The following is a 17,049-nucleotide window of genomic DNA, read 5'->3' as shown; positions in this document are numbered from 1 at the left end:
TTGCAAAACCACCGCCTCCGCGCCCTTGAAAAACTATCTTACGATATATATTTTACGATATAGTCAACGATACATCTAAAGAGGTGATATTATGCGTGGTTTCAAAGGTGGCATGTTCGGGGGTGGGTTTCGCATGGGGCGAAAATTCGCCGCCGAAGACCTACAGCTCGTCATACTGGCGCTCTTGGCCGAGCAGCCGAGACACGGCTACGAACTGATCAAGATATTGGAGGAACGTTCCGGTGGCTTCTATGTGCCGAGCCCGGGCGTGATCTACCCTGCCCTTACCTATCTCGAAGAAACCGGCCTTGCCGAAGTTGAGAACGAAGGCGCCAAAAAGCTTTACCGGATTACCGAGAGCGGTCGAAAACGGGTCGATGAAAATCGTGCCATGATCGCGCAGACGCTCGGCAGGCTGGAACGCATCGGCGAAAAGATGGCCTATGTCAGGCGCGTCTTCGAATCCGACCGCCATGGCGCGGAGGAAAGCGATGATGACAGCTTCATGCACGGCAACGGCAACGTCCATGCCGCCCGCATGCTGCTTAGATCGGCGCTACGGCTCCGGTATCCCTGGTCCAAGAGCGAGGCCGCACGCATTGCCGGGATCCTGGAACGCGCGGCCGCGGAAATTCTGCAAGAGCCGGGATCCACGCGCGAATAAATTCAGTTGCGCCAGATCACGATGATTTTGGGTCGAATCGACCCAAAATCATCGTGATCGGATTCTCATAAATTAGAGCGGGATGCGCGCGGAAAACCGCGCACACTTTTCCTCATCCCGCACTAGATCAGGATGATTTCAGGCCGAATCGGCCTGAAATTTGAATCCTGATCTACATCAAAGAGTTAGAGCGGGATTTATGCCGAAAACCGCTCACACTTTTCGGCATCCCGCTCTAGTCCGGCAGCGTCAGGATGATGGGGCCGTTGCGCGTGGCGACGACCGTATGTTCATATTGAACGGTCGGCGCCCTTGGATCGCTGTAGAGCGTCCACGCATCGTCGCCGCCCTCCGCCCAGGTGGCCCCGAGGGACAGGAACGGTTCGACTGTAAAGACCAGCCCCTCCGTCATCATTCGCTTTTCGGAAGGGTCGGCCCAGGTAGAAACCTCCGCCGGCTCCTCGTGCAGCGACCGACCGATGCCGTGACTAGCAAGATTGGCAACCAGCGTATAGCGGTTCTTGGCAGCGAAGGCGCCGACCGCCTGCCCGATCTTCGCCAAAGGTTGCCCGCTCTTCACCTGATTGAGGCCGACCCAAAGTGCGCGTTTGCCGTCCCGGCAAAGCCTTTCGATCTTCGGCCTGACAGGCGGTACCGCGAAGGAAGCACCGGTGTCGGAAAAGAAACCGTCCTTTTCGGCCGAGACATCAAGATTGACGAGATCTCCCGGCTGAATGACGCGCGTGCCGGGAATGCCGTGTGCGACCTCTTCGTTGACGCTGATGCAAGTCGCGCCAGGAAATTTGTAGCAGAATTCCGGCGCCGATCGTGCCCCGGCATCCTCCAGCACCTTGCGGCCGATATTGTCCAGCTCGAGCGTCGTAATACCCGGCTCGAGCGCATCCGCCATCGTGTGCAGCGCATTCGCGCATATGCGGCCAATCTCCTTGAGCTTGGCCAGTTCATCGTCGTTTGCAATAACCATCAGTATCCGGCTTTCTTCGGTGCGGCCACAAACCGCTCCCCGGCCGCGCTGGCGCCGCTTTAGCGCGCAATGACGCGGCCGTATTCTTAATATAGGTATTGTCCTAAACCGATTCTGGTTTTCAGGACATTGCGGGATCAGGCGGAGGCTTTCGCCCCTTCCCCGCTTTCAGTCAACGCCCTCCTGACCAGTGGCGCGACCTTTGTACCATAGAGCTCGATACCGCGCATGATCTGGTCGTGCGGCATCAGACCGATCGCCATCTGCAGTAAGAAGCGATCGTTCTTGAAAAGGCGGCCATGTGCAATGATCTTCTCCGCCACCAGCTCCGGGTCGCCGACGAAGAGCGCTCCGCTCGGTCCGCGCGACATGTCGAAATGTTCCCGGCTGGTCGGTCCCCAGCCGCGCTCGCGGCCAATCCGGTTCATCACCTCCGCCTGGGGACCGTAAAATTGGTCGGCCGCAGCATCGGTCGTGTCGGCAATGAAACCGTGGACGTTTATGCTAGTCTTGAGCTTTGCCGTATCCTGACCCGCGCGACGAGCCGCCTCGCGATAGAGATCGAAGAGCGGCGCAAAACGGCGCGGCTCGCCGCCAATGATGGCAAGTGCCACCGGCAGGCCGAGAGCGCCTGCGCGGGCTAGCGACTGCGGCGTACCGCCGACTGCAACCCATAAAGGCAGCGGATCCTGCAACGGCCGGGGATAGACGCCGCGATCGTGGATCGGCGCACGCAATTCGCCCGACCAGTTTACGATTTCACTATCCCTGAGCGCCATCAGCAGATCGAGCTTCTCCTCGAAGAGCTGGTCATAATCTTCGAGGTTGTAACCGAAAAGCGGGAAGGATTCGATGAAGGAACCTCGCCCTGCCATGATCTCGGCACGCCCGTTGGACAGGAGATCGAGCGTTGCGAACTGCTGAAACACGCGCACCGGATCATCCGAACTCAGAACCGTCACGGCGCTGGTCAGCCGGATGTTCTTTGTTTTGACCGCCGCCGCCGCAAGCGCGACCGCTGGCGCGGATGCTGCATAGTCCGGACGGTGATGTTCGCCGAGCCCGAAGACATCGAGCCCTACCTGATCGGCGAGCTCGATTTCCTCCATCAGATTCTTCAGCCGCCGCGCCCCCTCAGGCCCCCTACCGCCCACCGGATACGGATCGACATCCGCGAATGTGTAAATGCCCAATTCCATGACACGGATCCTTGTGAACTTGTGCTGGAGATAAGGATGCTCCGTGTGTATGGCAAATATAAATTCTGGAACGAGATCTTCGAGAATGTTGATAAGACTTGATTGATCTGGTCACTGAGAAAAATGGCGGGGCATTTCAATAGAGCCGGATGATTTCAGATCGAATTGACCTGTCGCGTGAAATCCGCGCACTCACAGGAGCGCCAATTCGAATCTGAAATCAACCACTTCAAAGCCTGAACGGAATCATCTTCCGAACGGCTTCATAGCGAAGATAAAGACCGCCCCAGGCGATCAAGCCGAGATAGAGGCCGAAGAGCAGGTGCGAGAAGATCGGGCTTCCGACACGCAGATGTGTGGCGATTGCCCCGCCGAGCAGGCCGGTCAGAAGAATGGCTCCGAGGACCGAGGTCCTCGGAATGGCATAGAGAAGCGCGCAGGCGAGCGTGATGATGCCGAGTCCGCGGGCAAGCATCGGGTCCGCGGAATAGCCAAGCGCCGCCATAGTCTCGGTGACGGGAGCGATCGGCACCAGCTTGATCGCTCCATCGAATGCGAGAAAGACCACGATCAGCCCGCTCATGACCGTGCCGGTAATGGTCTGCCAGCGCGGCAGCGGCGTTGAATCGATTGCATAGGACATAGGTCTATCCTCCAGTTTTAACTCGACAAATCAGAGCTTTGCCACAAGCGCTGCCAATTGATCGGCGCACTGGCCCCAGCCTTCGTGAAAGCCCATCTTCTCGTGCGCTTCACGGTCCTCCGCCGTCCAGTGCAGCGCCTTTGCCGTGTATCTCGTTCGGCCGCCGCCGATATCTTCGAGGAGAATGACCGCTGTCATGAACGGCTTTTCAGAAGGAATCCAGGCGCTGGTATAGGCATCCGTGACAACGATCTTCTCGTTCTCGACAATTTCCAGATAGACACCGCGGTTCGGAAATTCGTTACCATCAGGGCCGCGCATGACGATCAGGTTGGAGCCGCCGACGCGAACGTCGAGTTCGGCGACAGGCGTCGTATAGGGCAACGGCGCGAACCACTGCTTCAGCAGCTCCGGATCTGTCCACGCCCTGAAGATCTTCTCGCGCGGCGCGTCGATCTCGCGGGTTAGTACCAGCTCATGCCCTGCCTTCTGGGTCTCTGCATTCATTGCCTTGATCCTTCCTCTATGATCCGAACCATGCCTCTCCGGCGTGCTATCTCAATGACGTGTGACCTCGGACGCTTCCGACAATTGCTTGAGAAAATTGCAATTTATTTTGCGGTCGGCACCAACGCGTCCGCTTTCAACCGATCAAGCTGCAGCCGGATATGCGCAGCCTCGGCCGGAGAATGGGCAAGGGCAATGGCACAATCGAAAGCTTCGCGTGCCTGAGGATAGCGTTGAAGTTGCATCAGCAGATTGCCACGCAGTCCGTGGAAATAGAAATAGCCGTTGAGCTGCTCGGCAAGCGATTCCACAAGCGCCAGCGCCTCTTCGGCACCCTTGAGCTTGCTGACGGCGACGGCGCGATTGAGCGTGACGACAGGGGACGGCTGTATTCCCTCGAGCATCCGGTAAAGCAGTTCGATCTCGTGCCAGTCCGTGTCCGCCGCCGTCTTCGCGCGGGCATGCAGCGCCGCGATCGCCGCCTGCACCTGATAGGGCCCCGGCTGGCGATGGCGAATTGCCTTGTCGAGCAGCGCCAGCGCCTCATCGATCATACCCCTGTTCCACAGCGTCCGATCCTGATCTTCGAGCAGGACGATCTGGGCTTCCGCGTCGAAGCGTGCGGCTATGCGCGACTGCTGCAGAAGCATCAGAGCCAGCAGGCCCATGATCTCCGGCTCGCCGGGAAAGATGCGCAGCAGCAGCCGCGCCAGCCGGATCGCCTCGTCCCCGAAGGCGCAGGTTTCGCGCTTCGGATCGATCGAGGAATAGCCCTCGTTGAAGACGAGGTAGATCATGGCGCTGACGATGGTCAGCCGCTCTGTCCGCTCGACCGCGCCGGGCGTCTCGAAGGGAACGCCCGCCTTGGCGACGCGGGCCTTGGCGCGGGTAATGCGCTGCTCCATGGCGCTTTCGCTGACCAGAAAGGCGCGGGCGATCTGCTGGACGGAAAGCCCCGAGACGATGCGCAGCGCCAGCGCGATCTGTTGGGTGGCCGGCAGGTCCGGATGACAGCAGATGAACAACAGCCGCAGGATATCATCGCGGTAGTTCGAGCCGTCGAGCCGCTCGGCCATATCGCTTTCGGCATCTTCCTTGTCGGAGATCAGTTCCTCGTCCGGCAGGGCCTGTGTCTTCGCCTGCTTGCGCACGGCATCGATGCCGCTGTTGCGGCCGACGAAGATCAGCCAGGCGACCGGATCGCGCGGTGGTCCCTTGTCGGGCCAGGTGCGTATGGCACGCAGGCACGCCTCCTGGAAAGCTTCCTCCGCGATATCGAGATCGCGGAAATAACGCAGCAGTGCGCCAAGGGCCTTCGGCCGGGCCGAGGCGAGTGTAACATCGATCCAGGCTATGTCTGTCATGTTGGGTTCTCTCCCGGCCGGAATACGTAGAACGGCCGGATTTCATAGGCGCCGGCTCCGGGATTGGCAGCCGCCAGTTCTTTCGAGAAGGAAACCGCCTCGTCGAGTGAATTGAAATCGACGACATAAAAGCCGAGAAGCTGCTCCTTGGTTTCGGCATAGGGCCCGTCGACGACAAAAGGTTCGCTCTTGCCCTTGCGCAACGTGGCTGCCGCCGTCGTAGGCATCAACCTTCCGACCGGGCCAAGCTTGCCGGCTTCGGCAAGAGGCTTCTGCACCGCCTGAAGCCGCGTCATCACCGCACCCTCTTCCTCCTTGGACCAAGAGAAGACGGTGTCTTCATCGGCATAGCAAAGGATTGCATAAAGCATTCGGTTACTCCTCTTCCTGAATGACGAAGAAGTACCGTGATAGCCGACAGGGCGCATCAAAAAATTATGGAATCGTTGAATACATGGGCAAGGTCTCGCCATTAACCATCCCATGTCGATGGAGGATCGGCGCCACGAAGTTGCCCATTTCGTCGACGACGGCTGGCCCCGCACCGTCCAAAAGCTGGACAACTTTTACCATCATGTGATTGTTGAGAACCGATATAATGAAAACCCTTACACGCTTCACGATTGCTGGGGCAATTATCCTGTCATTGCACGCCGCGGCTGTGGCGGATCCTGCCCCGGAAAGTTTCCTGTTCATGGGCTCCGGAGATCTGGCGGCATCCAGGGAGCTGCTCGCCCGGACTGACATCGGCGGCGTTCAGATCGTCTATAATTGGAAGGATCTCGAACCCGGGAAGGACAAATATGATTTCTCCCGGATCGAAAAGGATCTGGCATTCACGCAGTCGCTGAACAAGAAGCTCTTCATCCAGATCCAGGACCGCTTCTTCCAGCCGAAGGCGAAGAACGTCCCGGACTACCTGATGAGCGATCCGGAATATGACGGCGGCATTACGCCGCAATTCGACAATCCCGGGGAAAACAAGCCGATCGGTTCCGGTTGGGTGGCGCAGCAATGGAACCCGGCGGTGCGCGAACGTTATCAGGCTCTGCTCAAGGCATTGGCGCAAAAATTCGACGGCCGCGTCTTCGGCGTCAACTTGCCGGAAACCGCAATCGATCTCGACCCCAAGCGTCTGCCGAAAGGCTACAGTTGCGATGCCTATTTTGAAGGTGAGATGGAAAACCTCGCCTTCGCCGGCAAGACCTTCGCCAAGTCGCACGTCGTGCAATATGTCAACTTCTGGCCCTGCGAATGGGAAAACGACCACAACTATATGGGCCGCCTCTTCGATTATGCAGCGAAGAACGGCGTCGGCCTCGGTGGGCCGGACATTGTCCCCTATCGCAAAGGGCAGATGAAGAACTCCTACCCGTTCTTCAATCAATACAAGGGTAAGCTTCCTCTCGTCGCCATGGCCGTGCAGGAGCCGACGCTGACCTACAAGAATCCCAAGACCAAGAAACCCTTTACGAAGGAGGAGTTCCAGGGCTTCGCGGAGGATTATCTTGGGGCAAGCATCATCTTCTGGAGCAAATCGGCTCCATGGTTGAAGAAGTAAGGGCGCCAACGCGGAATTGCATCGACAAAGACCCAGTCTCACGACTTGGCGATAGCCGCTTCGGCGGCGCTCTTGCCATCATCGCCGGCGATCGCGGCAACTTTTGCAACGGAGTTGCCGCCATGCTTGAAGAGAAGCCTGACCGCTCCGCGGCCGCCAGAATTGTGCTTCGTAAAGATGAGGAGAAAGCTTCGTTTCTCAGTTCATCCCGCCGCCGCTATCCGCTCCACCCATGCCACGGCCGCCATCCGAACCCATGCCGCCGGAACCACCTGAGCCATGTCCGCCAAATCCTCCATTTCTATTATCGGAGCCGGCAAACGTATCTTTGCGTGGCGCCCTTGTCGGGCAAGCCCATAGGGTTCTGCCGCCAATCTCGACGAGCTTGCAGTTCGGATTAGGTCGTGCCGTCGCCTTGCCTGTAGGAGTCGAGGTTGCGAAGTATATTATGCGTTCGCGCACCTGCGCCTGAAGTTCGGAGCCAGTCGTAACGAGGCAGAAAAAGAGTGCGGCTGCTGTCAGCATGAGGCGCAAGGTGCCCATGGCATCCCCCCTCTAATTCAATCAACAAATTATAGAGTATTATTTAGCAACTTCGACAATAAACACGATTAGTCGACTGCCATGGCCTCGGCCCTTAGCTCTCGGTGAGCGTACGTTTCACTGCGTTGCGCCAGCCCTTAAACTTCGCTGCGCGCGTCTTCTCGTCCATGTCAGGCTCGAAGCGCCGTTCGCACCTCCAGGCGGCCGAAAAGCCGTCGCGATCCGGCCACACACCGGCCTTGCTACCTGCGAGCCATGCTGCACCCAGCGCTGTCGTCTCGAGGATGGCCGGACGGTCGACCGGCGCGTCTAGCAGATCCGCGAGCCGTTGCATCGTCCAGTTGGAAGCAACCATGCCGCCGTCGACCCGCAGCACAGTATCCTCGCCGTCGTTCTTCCAGTCCTTGTGCATGGCGTCCAGCAGATCGCGCGTCTGATAGCAGACGGCTTCAAGCGCAGCACGCGCGAATTCGGCAGGGCCGCTGGCGCGTGTGAGACCGAAGATCGCGCCCCGCGCTTTCGCATCCCAATGCGGCGCGCCGAGACCGGTGAAGGCCGGAACGAGATAGATCTCCTGCGTGGGGTCGGCCTTCTCGGCCAATTCGCCGCTCTGCTCGGCCCTGCTGATGAGACCAAGACCGTCGCGCAGCCATTGCACAGCCGCTCCCGCAATGAAGATCGAGCCTTCCAGCGCATAGGTCGTCTGACCGCCAAGGCGATAGGCGATGGTCGTGAGCAAGCGGTTGCGCGAGCGTACCATGTCGTCGCCGGTATTAAGCAGCGCGAAGCAGCCCGTGCCGTAGGTCGATTTCAGCATGCCCGGCTCGAAGCAGGCCTGGCCTATCGTCGCCGCCTGCTGATCACCGGCGACCCCGAGGATGGGGATCGCAGCACCGAAGATTTCCGCATCGGTGACGCCGAAGTTATCGGCGCAATCCTTGACCTCCGGCAGCATCGCTGCAGGAACACGCAGGATATCGAGCAGATCCTCGTCCCATTCGTTGGTGCCGATATTGTACATCAGCGTGCGCGAAGCGTTGGTGGCATCCGTAACGAAGCTCCGGCCGCCGGTCAGGCGCCAGATCAGGAACGTGTCTATCGTGCCGAAGCAAAGGTCGCCCTTGGCGGCCCTCGCCCGCGCGCCTTTCACATTTGCCAGCATCCAGGAAAGCTTGGTGCCGGAGAAATAGGGATCGAGCAGCAGGCCAGTCTTCTTCGTGAAGACCTTCTCGAGATCCTGTCTCTTCAGATTGTCACAGTAGCTGGCCGTGCGCCGATCCTGCCAGACGATAGCGTTCTGGATCGGCTTTCCGCTCTCGCGCTCCCAGACGACCACCGTCTCGCGCTGATTGGTGATGCCGATCGCTGCAATCTCCGTCGCGTCGATCCCCGCTTTCGTAATCGCGATCTTGATAGTCGATACGACCGTTTCCCAGATATCTTCCGGATCGTGTTCGACCCAGCCGGAGCGCGGATAGATCTGGGTGAATTCCTTCTGGCCCATGCCGGCGATTTTCATTTCACCGTCGAAAACGATCGACCGGGTTGATGTAGTTCCCTGGTCGATGGCCAGAACATATCCGTTCATGCTTCCTCCCCAAAGCAATTCCAGGAAAAGTGCGAAGCGGTTTTCCGTTCGGAATTGCGCAAAACGAAAGATTGGAGCGGGTCTGAGCTCCATTAGAAAACGGAACCGCTCAATGCCTGCTTTTCAGTAAAATCGATATGACAATCAAACGAAAGAGAAAAGAAGATAAAACGCAAATGTAGCTTTCGTTCACGGTTTCTTTGCGGGGGAAGTTTTGCCTTTCTACGCAATTGCCAGAGCCTCGCATTTGCGCATAACCTCCCCTCATTATTGCGCCGCAACCAAGAACCCAGGAGATCATCATGGCCAGAACAGTCGTCGTCACCGGATCCACCAGCGGCATCGGGCTCGCGATCGCAACGGCATTCGCCTCCAAGGGCGAGAACATCGTTTTGAATGGCTTCGGGAAAGAGGAGGAGGTCAGGGAGATAGTTGCGCGTCTTGAAGCCCTTGGCGCGGGTCGCGTCATCCACCATCCGGCCGACATGACCAAGCCCGCCGAGATTGCCGATCTGATCGCAACGGCGGCCGGGACCTTCGGCGCGGTCGATGTCCTCGTCAACAATGCCGGCATTCAGCATGTCGAAAAGATCGAGGATTTCCCGATCGAGAAATGGGATCAGATCATCGCCATCAATCTCTCCAGTTCCTTCCATACCATGCGCTCCGCCATCCCGCTGATGAAGGCGAAGAAATATGGCCGCATCATCAACATTGCCTCGGCGCACGGTCTCGTCGCCTCGCCGTTCAAATCCGCCTATGTCGCCGCAAAGCATGGTATATTGGGCCTGACCAAGACCGCGGCGCTGGAGCTTGCGGAGTTTGGCGTGACGGTGAACGCGATCTGCCCCGGCTATGTGCTGACCCCGCTTGTCGAGAAGCAGATACCCGATACCGCCAAGGCGCGCGGCATGACCGAGGAGCAGGTAAAGAACGAGGTGATCCTGAAGGCGCAGCCGACACACGAATTCGTCAAGGCCGAAGAGATCGGCGCCCTTTCGCTCTATCTCGCCAGCGATGAAGCCAGGCAGGTGACGGGTACGCACATCTCGATCGACGGAGGCTGGACGGCGGAATAGCCAACTCCGAACGAAATTGGCAGCGTAAATCGTCCATCTCACGGATCCGTCGAGCCTCGCGTGGTTTGCTCGGGTGGCCGCTTGCATCTGTAATTATGCTTGGCCGTCCTGCAATCCCGCGGAAACGAAGTGCCGATAACGCTCTACAAGCGCTCCGGATTCGGCGACGAACACGCAGGTGATGCACGTCCGCCCGCGCGGCGAATTGACGAGAACTGGACGACGGCATTACCATTTCGGAAAATGAAAACAGGAACATCATGAACGACAGCATCCGTTTCATCCTCAATGGCGAGGACATTGCTCTGAAGGATGTCCGGCCGACAGAAACACTTCTCGATTTTCTGCGGCTGAAAAGGCGACTGACGGGCACGAAGGAAGGATGTGCGGAAGGCGATTGCGGCGCCTGCACGGTCCTTGTCGGGCGTCTGATCGACGGCAAGCTTTTCTATGAGTCGGTCAATGCCTGCATTCGTTTCATCGGCTCTCTCAACGCCACCCATGTCGTCACTGTCGAGCATCTGGCGGCACGCGACGGGATGCTCCATCCGGTCCAGCAGGCAATGGTCGACTGTCATGGTTCCCAATGCGGCTTCTGCACGCCCGGCATCGTCATGTCGCTCTACGGCCTCTGGCTTTCGACCGAAAAGCCGAGTCGGCCCGAGATCGAGAAAGCGCTGCAGGGCAACCTGTGTCGCTGCACGGGCTACGAGCCGATCGTCAAGGCCGCCGAGCAGATAAGCGCCACGCGCCCGAGCGCCCTGTTTGACCCGCTGGAAAGGACGCGCTCCGAAATTGTCGGTCGCCTCTGGGCGATGCAGGCTGGAGACACGATCACAATCACAAGCGACGAAGGTCGCCTGATCGTTCCGCGTTCGGTCGATGCATTGGCCCGCATCCTGACAGAAGAGCCAGGTGCCACCATTGTCGCCGGCGCGACCGATGTCGGTCTCTGGGTGACGAAGCAGATGCGGGCACTGAATCCCGTGATCTTCATCAATCATCTGAACGAACTACAATCGATTGTCGCAGGCGACGATGGCTTCATCATCGGAGCTGGAGTTACCTACAGTCGCGCCTTCACAACGATCGCGCCAAAAATTCCCCCCCTCGGACGCCTTATCGATCGCATCGGCGGGGAACAGGTCCGCAACATGGGCACCATCGGCGGCAATATCGCCAACGGGTCGCCGATCGGGGACACCCCTCCGCCGCTGATCGCCCTCGGCGCGACGGTAAAACTGCGCTCGGCCTTCGGTGCACGCGTCCTGCCGCTGGAAGACTTCTTTATCGACTATGGCAGGCAGGACAGGAGACCCGGCGAATTCGTCGAAAGCGTCCTCGTACCCTGCCCCGCCGAAGGCAGTCATTTCGCCGTCTACAAAATTTCCAAGCGCCGCGACGAGGATATCTCCGCCCTGCTTGGAGCCTTCTATCTGACCTTGGACCAGGAAGAGAACGTCACCGACATCCGCATTGCGTTCGGCGGCATGGCCGGAACGCCAAAACGTGCCCGGACAGTCGAGGCCGAACTGATCGGCAAGCGCTGGACGGAGACAGCAGTCCGGGACGCCCGCGACGCCTTCGATGCGGATTTCACGCCGCTGACAGATTGGCGCGCGACAGCCGAGTATCGGCAGCTGACCGCCAAGAATCTGCTCACGCGCTTCTACCTGGAGACCGTCGGTGCGCCGCAGGAACTGAAGCGTTTCGAGGGAGTGGCGTGATGGCGGCGGAGAGTTTGACGATTAGGCGCGGCGTATCCCTTCTTCTCCCCAGCGGGGAGAAGTGCCGAGCAAAGCGAGGCGATGAGGGGTGTGAGCGGCCGCGGCCGCGAACGCCCGTAGCGCAAGCTGCGGGCAGCACTCGCCGCAAGGAGAGTCCCCCTCATCCGACCCTTCGGGCCACCTTCTCCCCGCTGGGGAGAAGGCAGAAAGCGGAGGCCTGATAATGGACAAATCCACCTTCGAAGACCGCAAGCTTATCATCGGTTCCATGCACGGGTCGCTACGTCATGATTCCGCACATAAGCATGTGACCGGAACTGCCGATTATATCGACGATATTCCGGAACCGGCCGGCCTGCTCCACGGGGCCCTCGGGCTTTCGGATCGCGCCCATGCGGAGATCGTCGATATGGATCTTTCCGCGGTTGCCGCCTACCCCGGTGTCGTCTGGGTCTTCACTGGCAAGGATGTGCCGGGCAGCAACGATGTCAGCTCCACCGGCAGGCATGACGAGCCGTTGTTGGCCAAAACCCTGGTCGAGTTCCACGGTCAGCCGATCTTTGCCGTGATTGCCGAGACACGTGACGCTGCCCGCCATGCCGCGAGGCTGGCGAAGCTCGAATATCGCGATCTGCCGCACTGGAGCGACATCGATGGCGCACTGGAGAACGGCGGCCCATTGGTCGTCGAGCCCATGACGCTGAAGCGCGGCGATCCTGAAACGGAAATGGCCAACGCCCCGCGCCGGCTCAAAGGGCAGATGCGGATCGGCGGCCAGGAGCATTTTTACCTGGAAGGCCATATCGCCATGGCCATTCCCGGCGAAGACGACGAGGTCGCCGTCTGGTCGTCGACGCAGCATCCGAGCGAGATCCAGCACATTGTCGGCCACGTGCTGAACATTCCCTCCAATGCGGTAACGGTCAACGTGCGCCGCATGGGTGGCGGTTTCGGCGGCAAGGAAACGCAGGGCAACCAGTTTGCGGCGCTCGCCGCGGTCGCCGCAAAGAAGCTCGGCCGCGCGATCAAATTCCGCCCCGACCGCGACGAGGATATGGTCGCCACCGGCAAGCGGCACGACTTCCTCTTCGATTACGAGGTCGGCTTCGACGATGAGGGTCGCATCCATGCGCTCGATGCCACCTATGCCGCGCGCTGCGGCTTCTCCGCCGATCTCTCCGGCCCGGTCACCGATCGCGCCCTCTTCCATGCGGATTCGAGCTATTTCTACCCGCATGTGCGCCTGACCTCCAAGCCGCTGAAGACGCATACGGTTTCGAATACCGCCTTTCGCGGCTTCGGCGGCCCCCAGGGCATGCTCGGAGCTGAACGCGTCATCGAAGAGATCGCCTATGCCGTCGGCAAGGATCCGCTGGAGGTCCGCAAGCTGAACTTCTACGGTCAGCAGGGCTCCGGTCGTACGCTGACGCCCTACCACCAGGAGGTCGAGGACAACATCATCGCCCGGGTGGTCGAGGAGTTGGAAGAAGGCGCGGACTACCAGTCGCGGCGCAACGCCGTCATCGCGTTCAATCGCGACAGCCGCTACATCCGCAGGGGCATTGCGCTGACGCCGGTGAAATTCGGCATCTCCTTCACCATGACCGCCTTCAATCAGGCCGGCGCCCTCGTCCATGTCTATCGCGACGGCTCCATCCACCTGAACCATGGCGGCACCGAAATGGGTCAGGGTCTCTATACCAAGGTGGCGCAGGTCCTAGCCGATGCCTTCCAGGTCGATATCGAGCGGGTGAAGATCACCGCGACGACGACGGGCAAGGTGCCGAACACCTCGGCCACTGCCGCCTCTTCCGGCTCCGATCTCAACGGCATGGCCGCCTTCGATGCCGCCCGCCAGATCAAGGAACGTCTCGTGGCCTTCGCCGCCGAGAAATGGGGTGTGGAACCTTCCGAAGTGGTCTTCCTGCCGAACCGCGTGCGTGTCGGCGACACTGAAATCCCCTTCCCCGACTTCATCAATCAGGCCTATTTCGCCCGCGTGCAGCTTTCCGCCGCCGGCTTCTACAAGACCCCGAAGATCCATTGGGATCGCAAGGCGGGCCGCGGCACCCCCTTCTATTATTTCGCCTATGGCGCAGCCTGCACCGAGGTCTCGATCGATACGCTGACCGGCGAATATCTGATCGACCGCACCGATATTCTCCATGATGTCGGCCGCTCGCTGAACCCGGCGATCGACCTAGGTCAGATCGAAGGCGGGTTTATTCAGGGCATGGGCTGGTTGACGACGGAAGAGCTGTGGTGGGACAACAAGGGCCGGCTGCGCACCCATGCCCCCTCGACATACAAGATCCCGCTCGCCTCCGACCGGCCGAAAATCTTCAACGTCCAGCTTGCCGAATGGTCTGAAAATGCCGCAGCCACCATCGGCCGCTCCAAGGCCGTCGGCGAACCGCCCCTGATGCTGGCGATCTCTGTGGTGGAGGCCCTGTCGATGGCGGTTGCGAGCGTGGCGGATTACAAGGTCTGCCCGCGGTTGGACACGCCCGCAACGCCCGAGCGGATATTGATGGCGGTGGAGAGGCTGAAGACCAGGGAATGACACCCGCCGACATCACGAAAAGACGGCCCGGCAAGACTGACCAAGCCCGTAGATTGCGCCAAAATGAAACGGAGGAGGAATATCGGCTTTGGAGTGACCTGCGCAATCGTCGGCTGAACGGTCACAAGTTTACGCGTCAGGTTCCCCTTGGTCCCTATGTGGTTGATCTCCTGTGTCGGGAAATGCGGCTGATCATTGAGGTCGACGGCTTTCAGCATGCGGACGCTCCATCCGACATGGGTCGGACGCAATGGCTCAATCACGAAGGATATTCTGTTCTCCGCTTCTGGAATTACGAAGTGACGCGGGAAAGACGTTCGGCTCTCGAAACCATCGTGGCCGTCCTTGAAGGTCGGATATTTCAGAGGGATGATGTACCGCGCTTCTATCCTGCGATCGATCCTTCAGGGGTTCACGGCAGATGAATCGTTCGAATAACACCCCCTCATCCGACCCTTCGGGCCACCTTCTCCCCGCTGGGGAGAAGAGGGAGCAAGAGGCTCGCTCAACGCCAATCAAATCCCTCTTGTTTAAAGGCTTGAAGGGAAGCCCTGGGTTGGCCGGTCTCCCCTTCTCCCCAGCGGGGAGAAGGTGGCCCGAAGGGTCGGATGAGGGGGCCTTCGCGGCATACTCCCTATGACCGATTTTCGCACCTTTCTCTCCGCCCACCCGCGCATCATCCTTGTCGAGATTACCCACGCCCAGGGCTCAACGCCCCGTGAAGCCGGCACCTTCATGCTGGTGGCGGAAAATGCGATCTGGGGGACGATCGGCGGCGGGCAGTTCGAGTTCATGGCAATTCACAACGCCCGCGATCTCTTGGCCGGATCGGGCGGCAGCGAGGGTATGGACATTCCCCTCGGTCCGGAAATCGGCCAGTGTTGCGGTGGGCGAACGCAACTGCGGTTCCGCGTCATGACACAGCAACTGATGGAAGAATTCGGCAAGCGGTTGAACATCGAGGCGGAAAGCTGTCCTGAAGTCTACCTTTTCGGCGCCGGCCACGTCGGTCACGCCCTTGCCGCGGCTCTCGCGCCACTTCCCCTTTTCACGACAATCGTCGAAACTCGCAAGGCGGAATTGTCAAATCTGCCGCCGACGACGCAGGCCCGACATGTCGCCATGCCGGAAGCCCTGGTTTCGGAAATTCGTCCCGGCGGCGCCGTCGTCATTCTCACCCATGACCATGCGCTCGATTTTCTCATCGCTCGCGAGGCGCTTGCCCGTGCCGATCTCGCCTATGTCGGCATGATCGGCTCGGCGACGAAGCGCGCCACCTTCTCGAATTGGCTTTTCCGGGAAGGTGGCGACAGAGCGATGCTGGACCGGCTGACCCTTCCAATCGGCGGTTCCGCGGTCCGCGACAAACGCCCGGAAGTCATCGCGGCAATGACCGTTGCCGAAATCCTGACAGCATTGTCGGTCTATCGCCTCAGATCTTCCTCGTAGCGCGGCTCACGCCCGTCACGAAAGCCGAGATCGCGCTTGATGCGATCCGGCATGATCTCCAGATCGAGCCGCGGGCCACGTTCGGCGGTCGGCGTAAAGGCGGCAATCAAGCCTGCGATGATACGTGCAATAAGCCTGGGCTCGGCGCAATTTTCGCGTTCGACAGCGTAGCAATCCATGACAGCACCTATGCGTATTTTATTTTGTGATTGCAGGATGCGCCTTAAAATGCTGCAATTCCAATCGAACTACGATCTGCATGCATAAAGAGAACTTATTCATGAAGCTGTCGAAGCAGTTTCGGCTCAATGCGTTGCGCGTCTTCGAGGCGGTCGCCCGGCTTGGCAGCTTCACAAGGGCGGGCGACGAACTCGGCATGACCCAGACGGCCGTCAGCTACCAGATCAAATTGCTTGAGGAGAATATCGGCGAGCCGCTCTTCCTGCGTCGACCGCGCCAAATCAGCCTGACCGAAGCGGGCGAAAGCCTGGCTCCCAAGGTTGCCGAAGCCTTTGATCTGCTGAACGAGGCCATGGCCGCCGTGCGTGGAGACGGCGAGGCGACGCTCATCATCCACTCGACGGCAACCTTCGCTTCCCATTGGCTTGCCCGGCATCTCGGATCCTTCCAGTTGCGGCATCCAAACATCGCCGTGAGACTTGCCACCTCCGACGCGGTTATCGATTTTTCGCGCGAACAGGCCGACATCGCTATCCGCAGCGGCAAGGGAACATGGCCTGGCCTGCGGACCCACATGCTCATGAAGATGAATTTTACCCCGATGCTAAGCCCGGCGCTCGCTGCGTCGATCGGTGGCATCCGCAAGCCGGAGGATCTTCTGAAGCTTCGGATTATCGATCCGGGCGATCCCTGGTGGGAAGCTTGGTTTCAAAGAGCAGGAGTTTCAGATCCCGATCTCGCCGGAAGACCGCGAACCCGGCTCGGCGCGCAGTCCTTCGAGGCGAGCGCGGCCATTGCCGGCCAGGGCGTCGCGATCCTGACGCCGCAATTCTACGTCGACGAACTCGCTGCGGGCCGGCTCTATCAGCCCTTCGATCTTCTCTGCAGCGACGGTACCGACTATTGGCTCGCCTACCCTGAAAACAGGCGCAATGTTCCGAAGATCCGCACCTTCCGGAGCTGGATATTGGATGAATTGAAAATCGTTGAATCGTGA

General features: G+C 59.6%; 17 protein-coding genes. 8 read left to right on the top strand and 9 right to left on the bottom strand.

The features are described 5' to 3' along the window. Window positions 1-91: 91 nt before the first annotated feature. Window positions 92-664 carry a PadR family transcriptional regulator gene (locus AAE029_RS26295; RefSeq protein ID WP_371075846.1) on the top strand — a complete coding sequence of 191 codons (573 nt, stop codon included), beginning with the start codon at window positions 92-94 and terminating at the stop codon, window positions 662-664. A 235-nt stretch (window positions 665-899) separates the two neighbouring features. On the opposite strand, the gene map is transcribed toward AAE029_RS26295, so the two are convergent. The 6 genes from map to AAE029_RS26265 form a co-directional block, all read right to left on the bottom strand. Beyond that, window positions 900-1,649, bottom strand: coding sequence for a type I methionyl aminopeptidase (gene map / locus AAE029_RS26290; RefSeq protein ID WP_371075845.1), 750 nt, complete (start codon window positions 1,647-1,649; stop codon window positions 900-902). A 137-nt stretch (window positions 1,650-1,786) separates the two neighbouring features. Next, the gene (locus tag AAE029_RS26285) at window positions 1,787-2,848 is read right to left on the bottom strand and encodes an LLM class flavin-dependent oxidoreductase (protein ID WP_371075844.1); all 1,062 of its coding nucleotides are present in this window, start codon (window positions 2,846-2,848) and stop codon (window positions 1,787-1,789) included. Between the two features lie 229 nt (window positions 2,849-3,077). Next, window positions 3,078-3,491 (bottom strand): DoxX family protein, encoded by a 414-nt coding sequence (locus AAE029_RS26280; RefSeq protein WP_371075843.1) that lies wholly within the window; start codon window positions 3,489-3,491, stop codon window positions 3,078-3,080. 30 nt (window positions 3,492-3,521) lie between these two features. Next, a complete protein-coding gene (locus AAE029_RS26275) occupies window positions 3,522-3,998 on the bottom strand; it encodes an SRPBCC family protein (RefSeq protein ID WP_371075842.1) in 477 nt (158 codons plus the stop codon). A gap of 104 nt (window positions 3,999-4,102) precedes the next feature. After that, on the bottom strand, window positions 4,103-5,362 hold the full coding sequence (locus tag AAE029_RS26270) for an RNA polymerase sigma factor (RefSeq protein ID WP_371075841.1): 1,260 nt from the start codon (window positions 5,360-5,362) through the stop codon (window positions 4,103-4,105). Next, a complete protein-coding gene (locus tag AAE029_RS26265) occupies window positions 5,359-5,733 on the bottom strand; it encodes a YciI family protein (RefSeq protein ID WP_371075840.1) in 375 nt (124 codons plus the stop codon). The genes AAE029_RS26270 and AAE029_RS26265 overlap by 4 nt, the downstream gene beginning before the upstream one ends. Before the next feature lie 227 nt (window positions 5,734-5,960). Here AAE029_RS26265 and AAE029_RS26260 point away from each other — a divergent pair, with 227 nt between their 5' ends. After that, on the top strand, window positions 5,961-6,923 hold the full coding sequence (locus tag AAE029_RS26260; RefSeq protein WP_371075839.1) for a hypothetical protein: 963 nt from the start codon (window positions 5,961-5,963) through the stop codon (window positions 6,921-6,923). Window positions 6,924-7,121: 198 nt separating this feature from the next. On the opposite strand, the gene AAE029_RS26255 is transcribed toward AAE029_RS26260, so the two are convergent. Continuing rightward, on the bottom strand, window positions 7,122-7,466 hold the full coding sequence (locus AAE029_RS26255; RefSeq protein WP_371075838.1) for a hypothetical protein: 345 nt from the start codon (window positions 7,464-7,466) through the stop codon (window positions 7,122-7,124). Between the two features lie 94 nt (window positions 7,467-7,560). Further along, a complete protein-coding gene (glpK, locus tag AAE029_RS26250; protein ID WP_371075837.1) occupies window positions 7,561-9,054 on the bottom strand; it encodes a glycerol kinase GlpK in 1,494 nt (497 codons plus the stop codon). A 302-nt stretch (window positions 9,055-9,356) separates the two neighbouring features. Here glpK and AAE029_RS26245 point away from each other — a divergent pair, with 302 nt between their 5' ends. The 5 genes from AAE029_RS26245 (at window position 9,357) to xdhC (ending at window position 15,872) form a co-directional block, all read left to right on the top strand. Beyond that, window positions 9,357-10,133, top strand: coding sequence for a 3-hydroxybutyrate dehydrogenase (locus AAE029_RS26245; RefSeq protein ID WP_371075836.1), 777 nt, complete (start codon window positions 9,357-9,359; stop codon window positions 10,131-10,133). A 260-nt stretch (window positions 10,134-10,393) separates the two neighbouring features. Then, a complete protein-coding gene (gene xdhA, locus AAE029_RS26240) occupies window positions 10,394-11,860 on the top strand; it encodes a xanthine dehydrogenase small subunit (RefSeq protein ID WP_371075835.1) in 1,467 nt (488 codons plus the stop codon). 223 nt (window positions 11,861-12,083) lie between these two features. Next, complete coding sequence (xdhB, locus tag AAE029_RS26235) at window positions 12,084-14,423, top strand: xanthine dehydrogenase molybdopterin binding subunit (RefSeq protein ID WP_371075834.1); 2,340 nt, start codon at window positions 12,084-12,086, stop codon at window positions 14,421-14,423. Then, a complete protein-coding gene (locus tag AAE029_RS26230) occupies window positions 14,420-14,848 on the top strand; it encodes an endonuclease domain-containing protein (protein ID WP_371075833.1) in 429 nt (142 codons plus the stop codon). Before xdhB ends, AAE029_RS26230 begins: the two co-directional genes overlap by 4 nt. Before the next feature lie 211 nt (window positions 14,849-15,059). Beyond that, on the top strand, window positions 15,060-15,872 hold the full coding sequence (xdhC, locus tag AAE029_RS26225) for a xanthine dehydrogenase accessory protein XdhC (protein WP_371075832.1): 813 nt from the start codon (window positions 15,060-15,062) through the stop codon (window positions 15,870-15,872). Here xdhC and AAE029_RS26220 read toward each other — a convergent pair. Beyond that, complete coding sequence (locus tag AAE029_RS26220; protein WP_371075831.1) at window positions 15,848-16,051, bottom strand: hypothetical protein; 204 nt, start codon at window positions 16,049-16,051, stop codon at window positions 15,848-15,850. The two genes, xdhC and AAE029_RS26220, sit on opposite strands and share 25 nt — an antisense overlap. 101 nt (window positions 16,052-16,152) lie before the next feature. Here AAE029_RS26220 and AAE029_RS26215 point away from each other — a divergent pair, with 101 nt between their 5' ends. Beyond that, window positions 16,153-17,049: a LysR substrate-binding domain-containing protein gene (locus AAE029_RS26215; protein ID WP_371075830.1), complete on the top strand. Its 897-nt coding sequence runs from the start codon at window positions 16,153-16,155 to the stop codon at window positions 17,047-17,049.

It is taken from the genome of Sinorhizobium sp. CB7 (assembly GCF_041357635.1).
Taxonomy (GTDB): domain Bacteria; phylum Pseudomonadota; class Alphaproteobacteria; order Rhizobiales; family Rhizobiaceae; genus Rhizobium.
The sequence above is the reverse complement of the archived record's forward strand: the minus strand, read 5'-3'. Positions and strand labels throughout refer to the sequence as shown.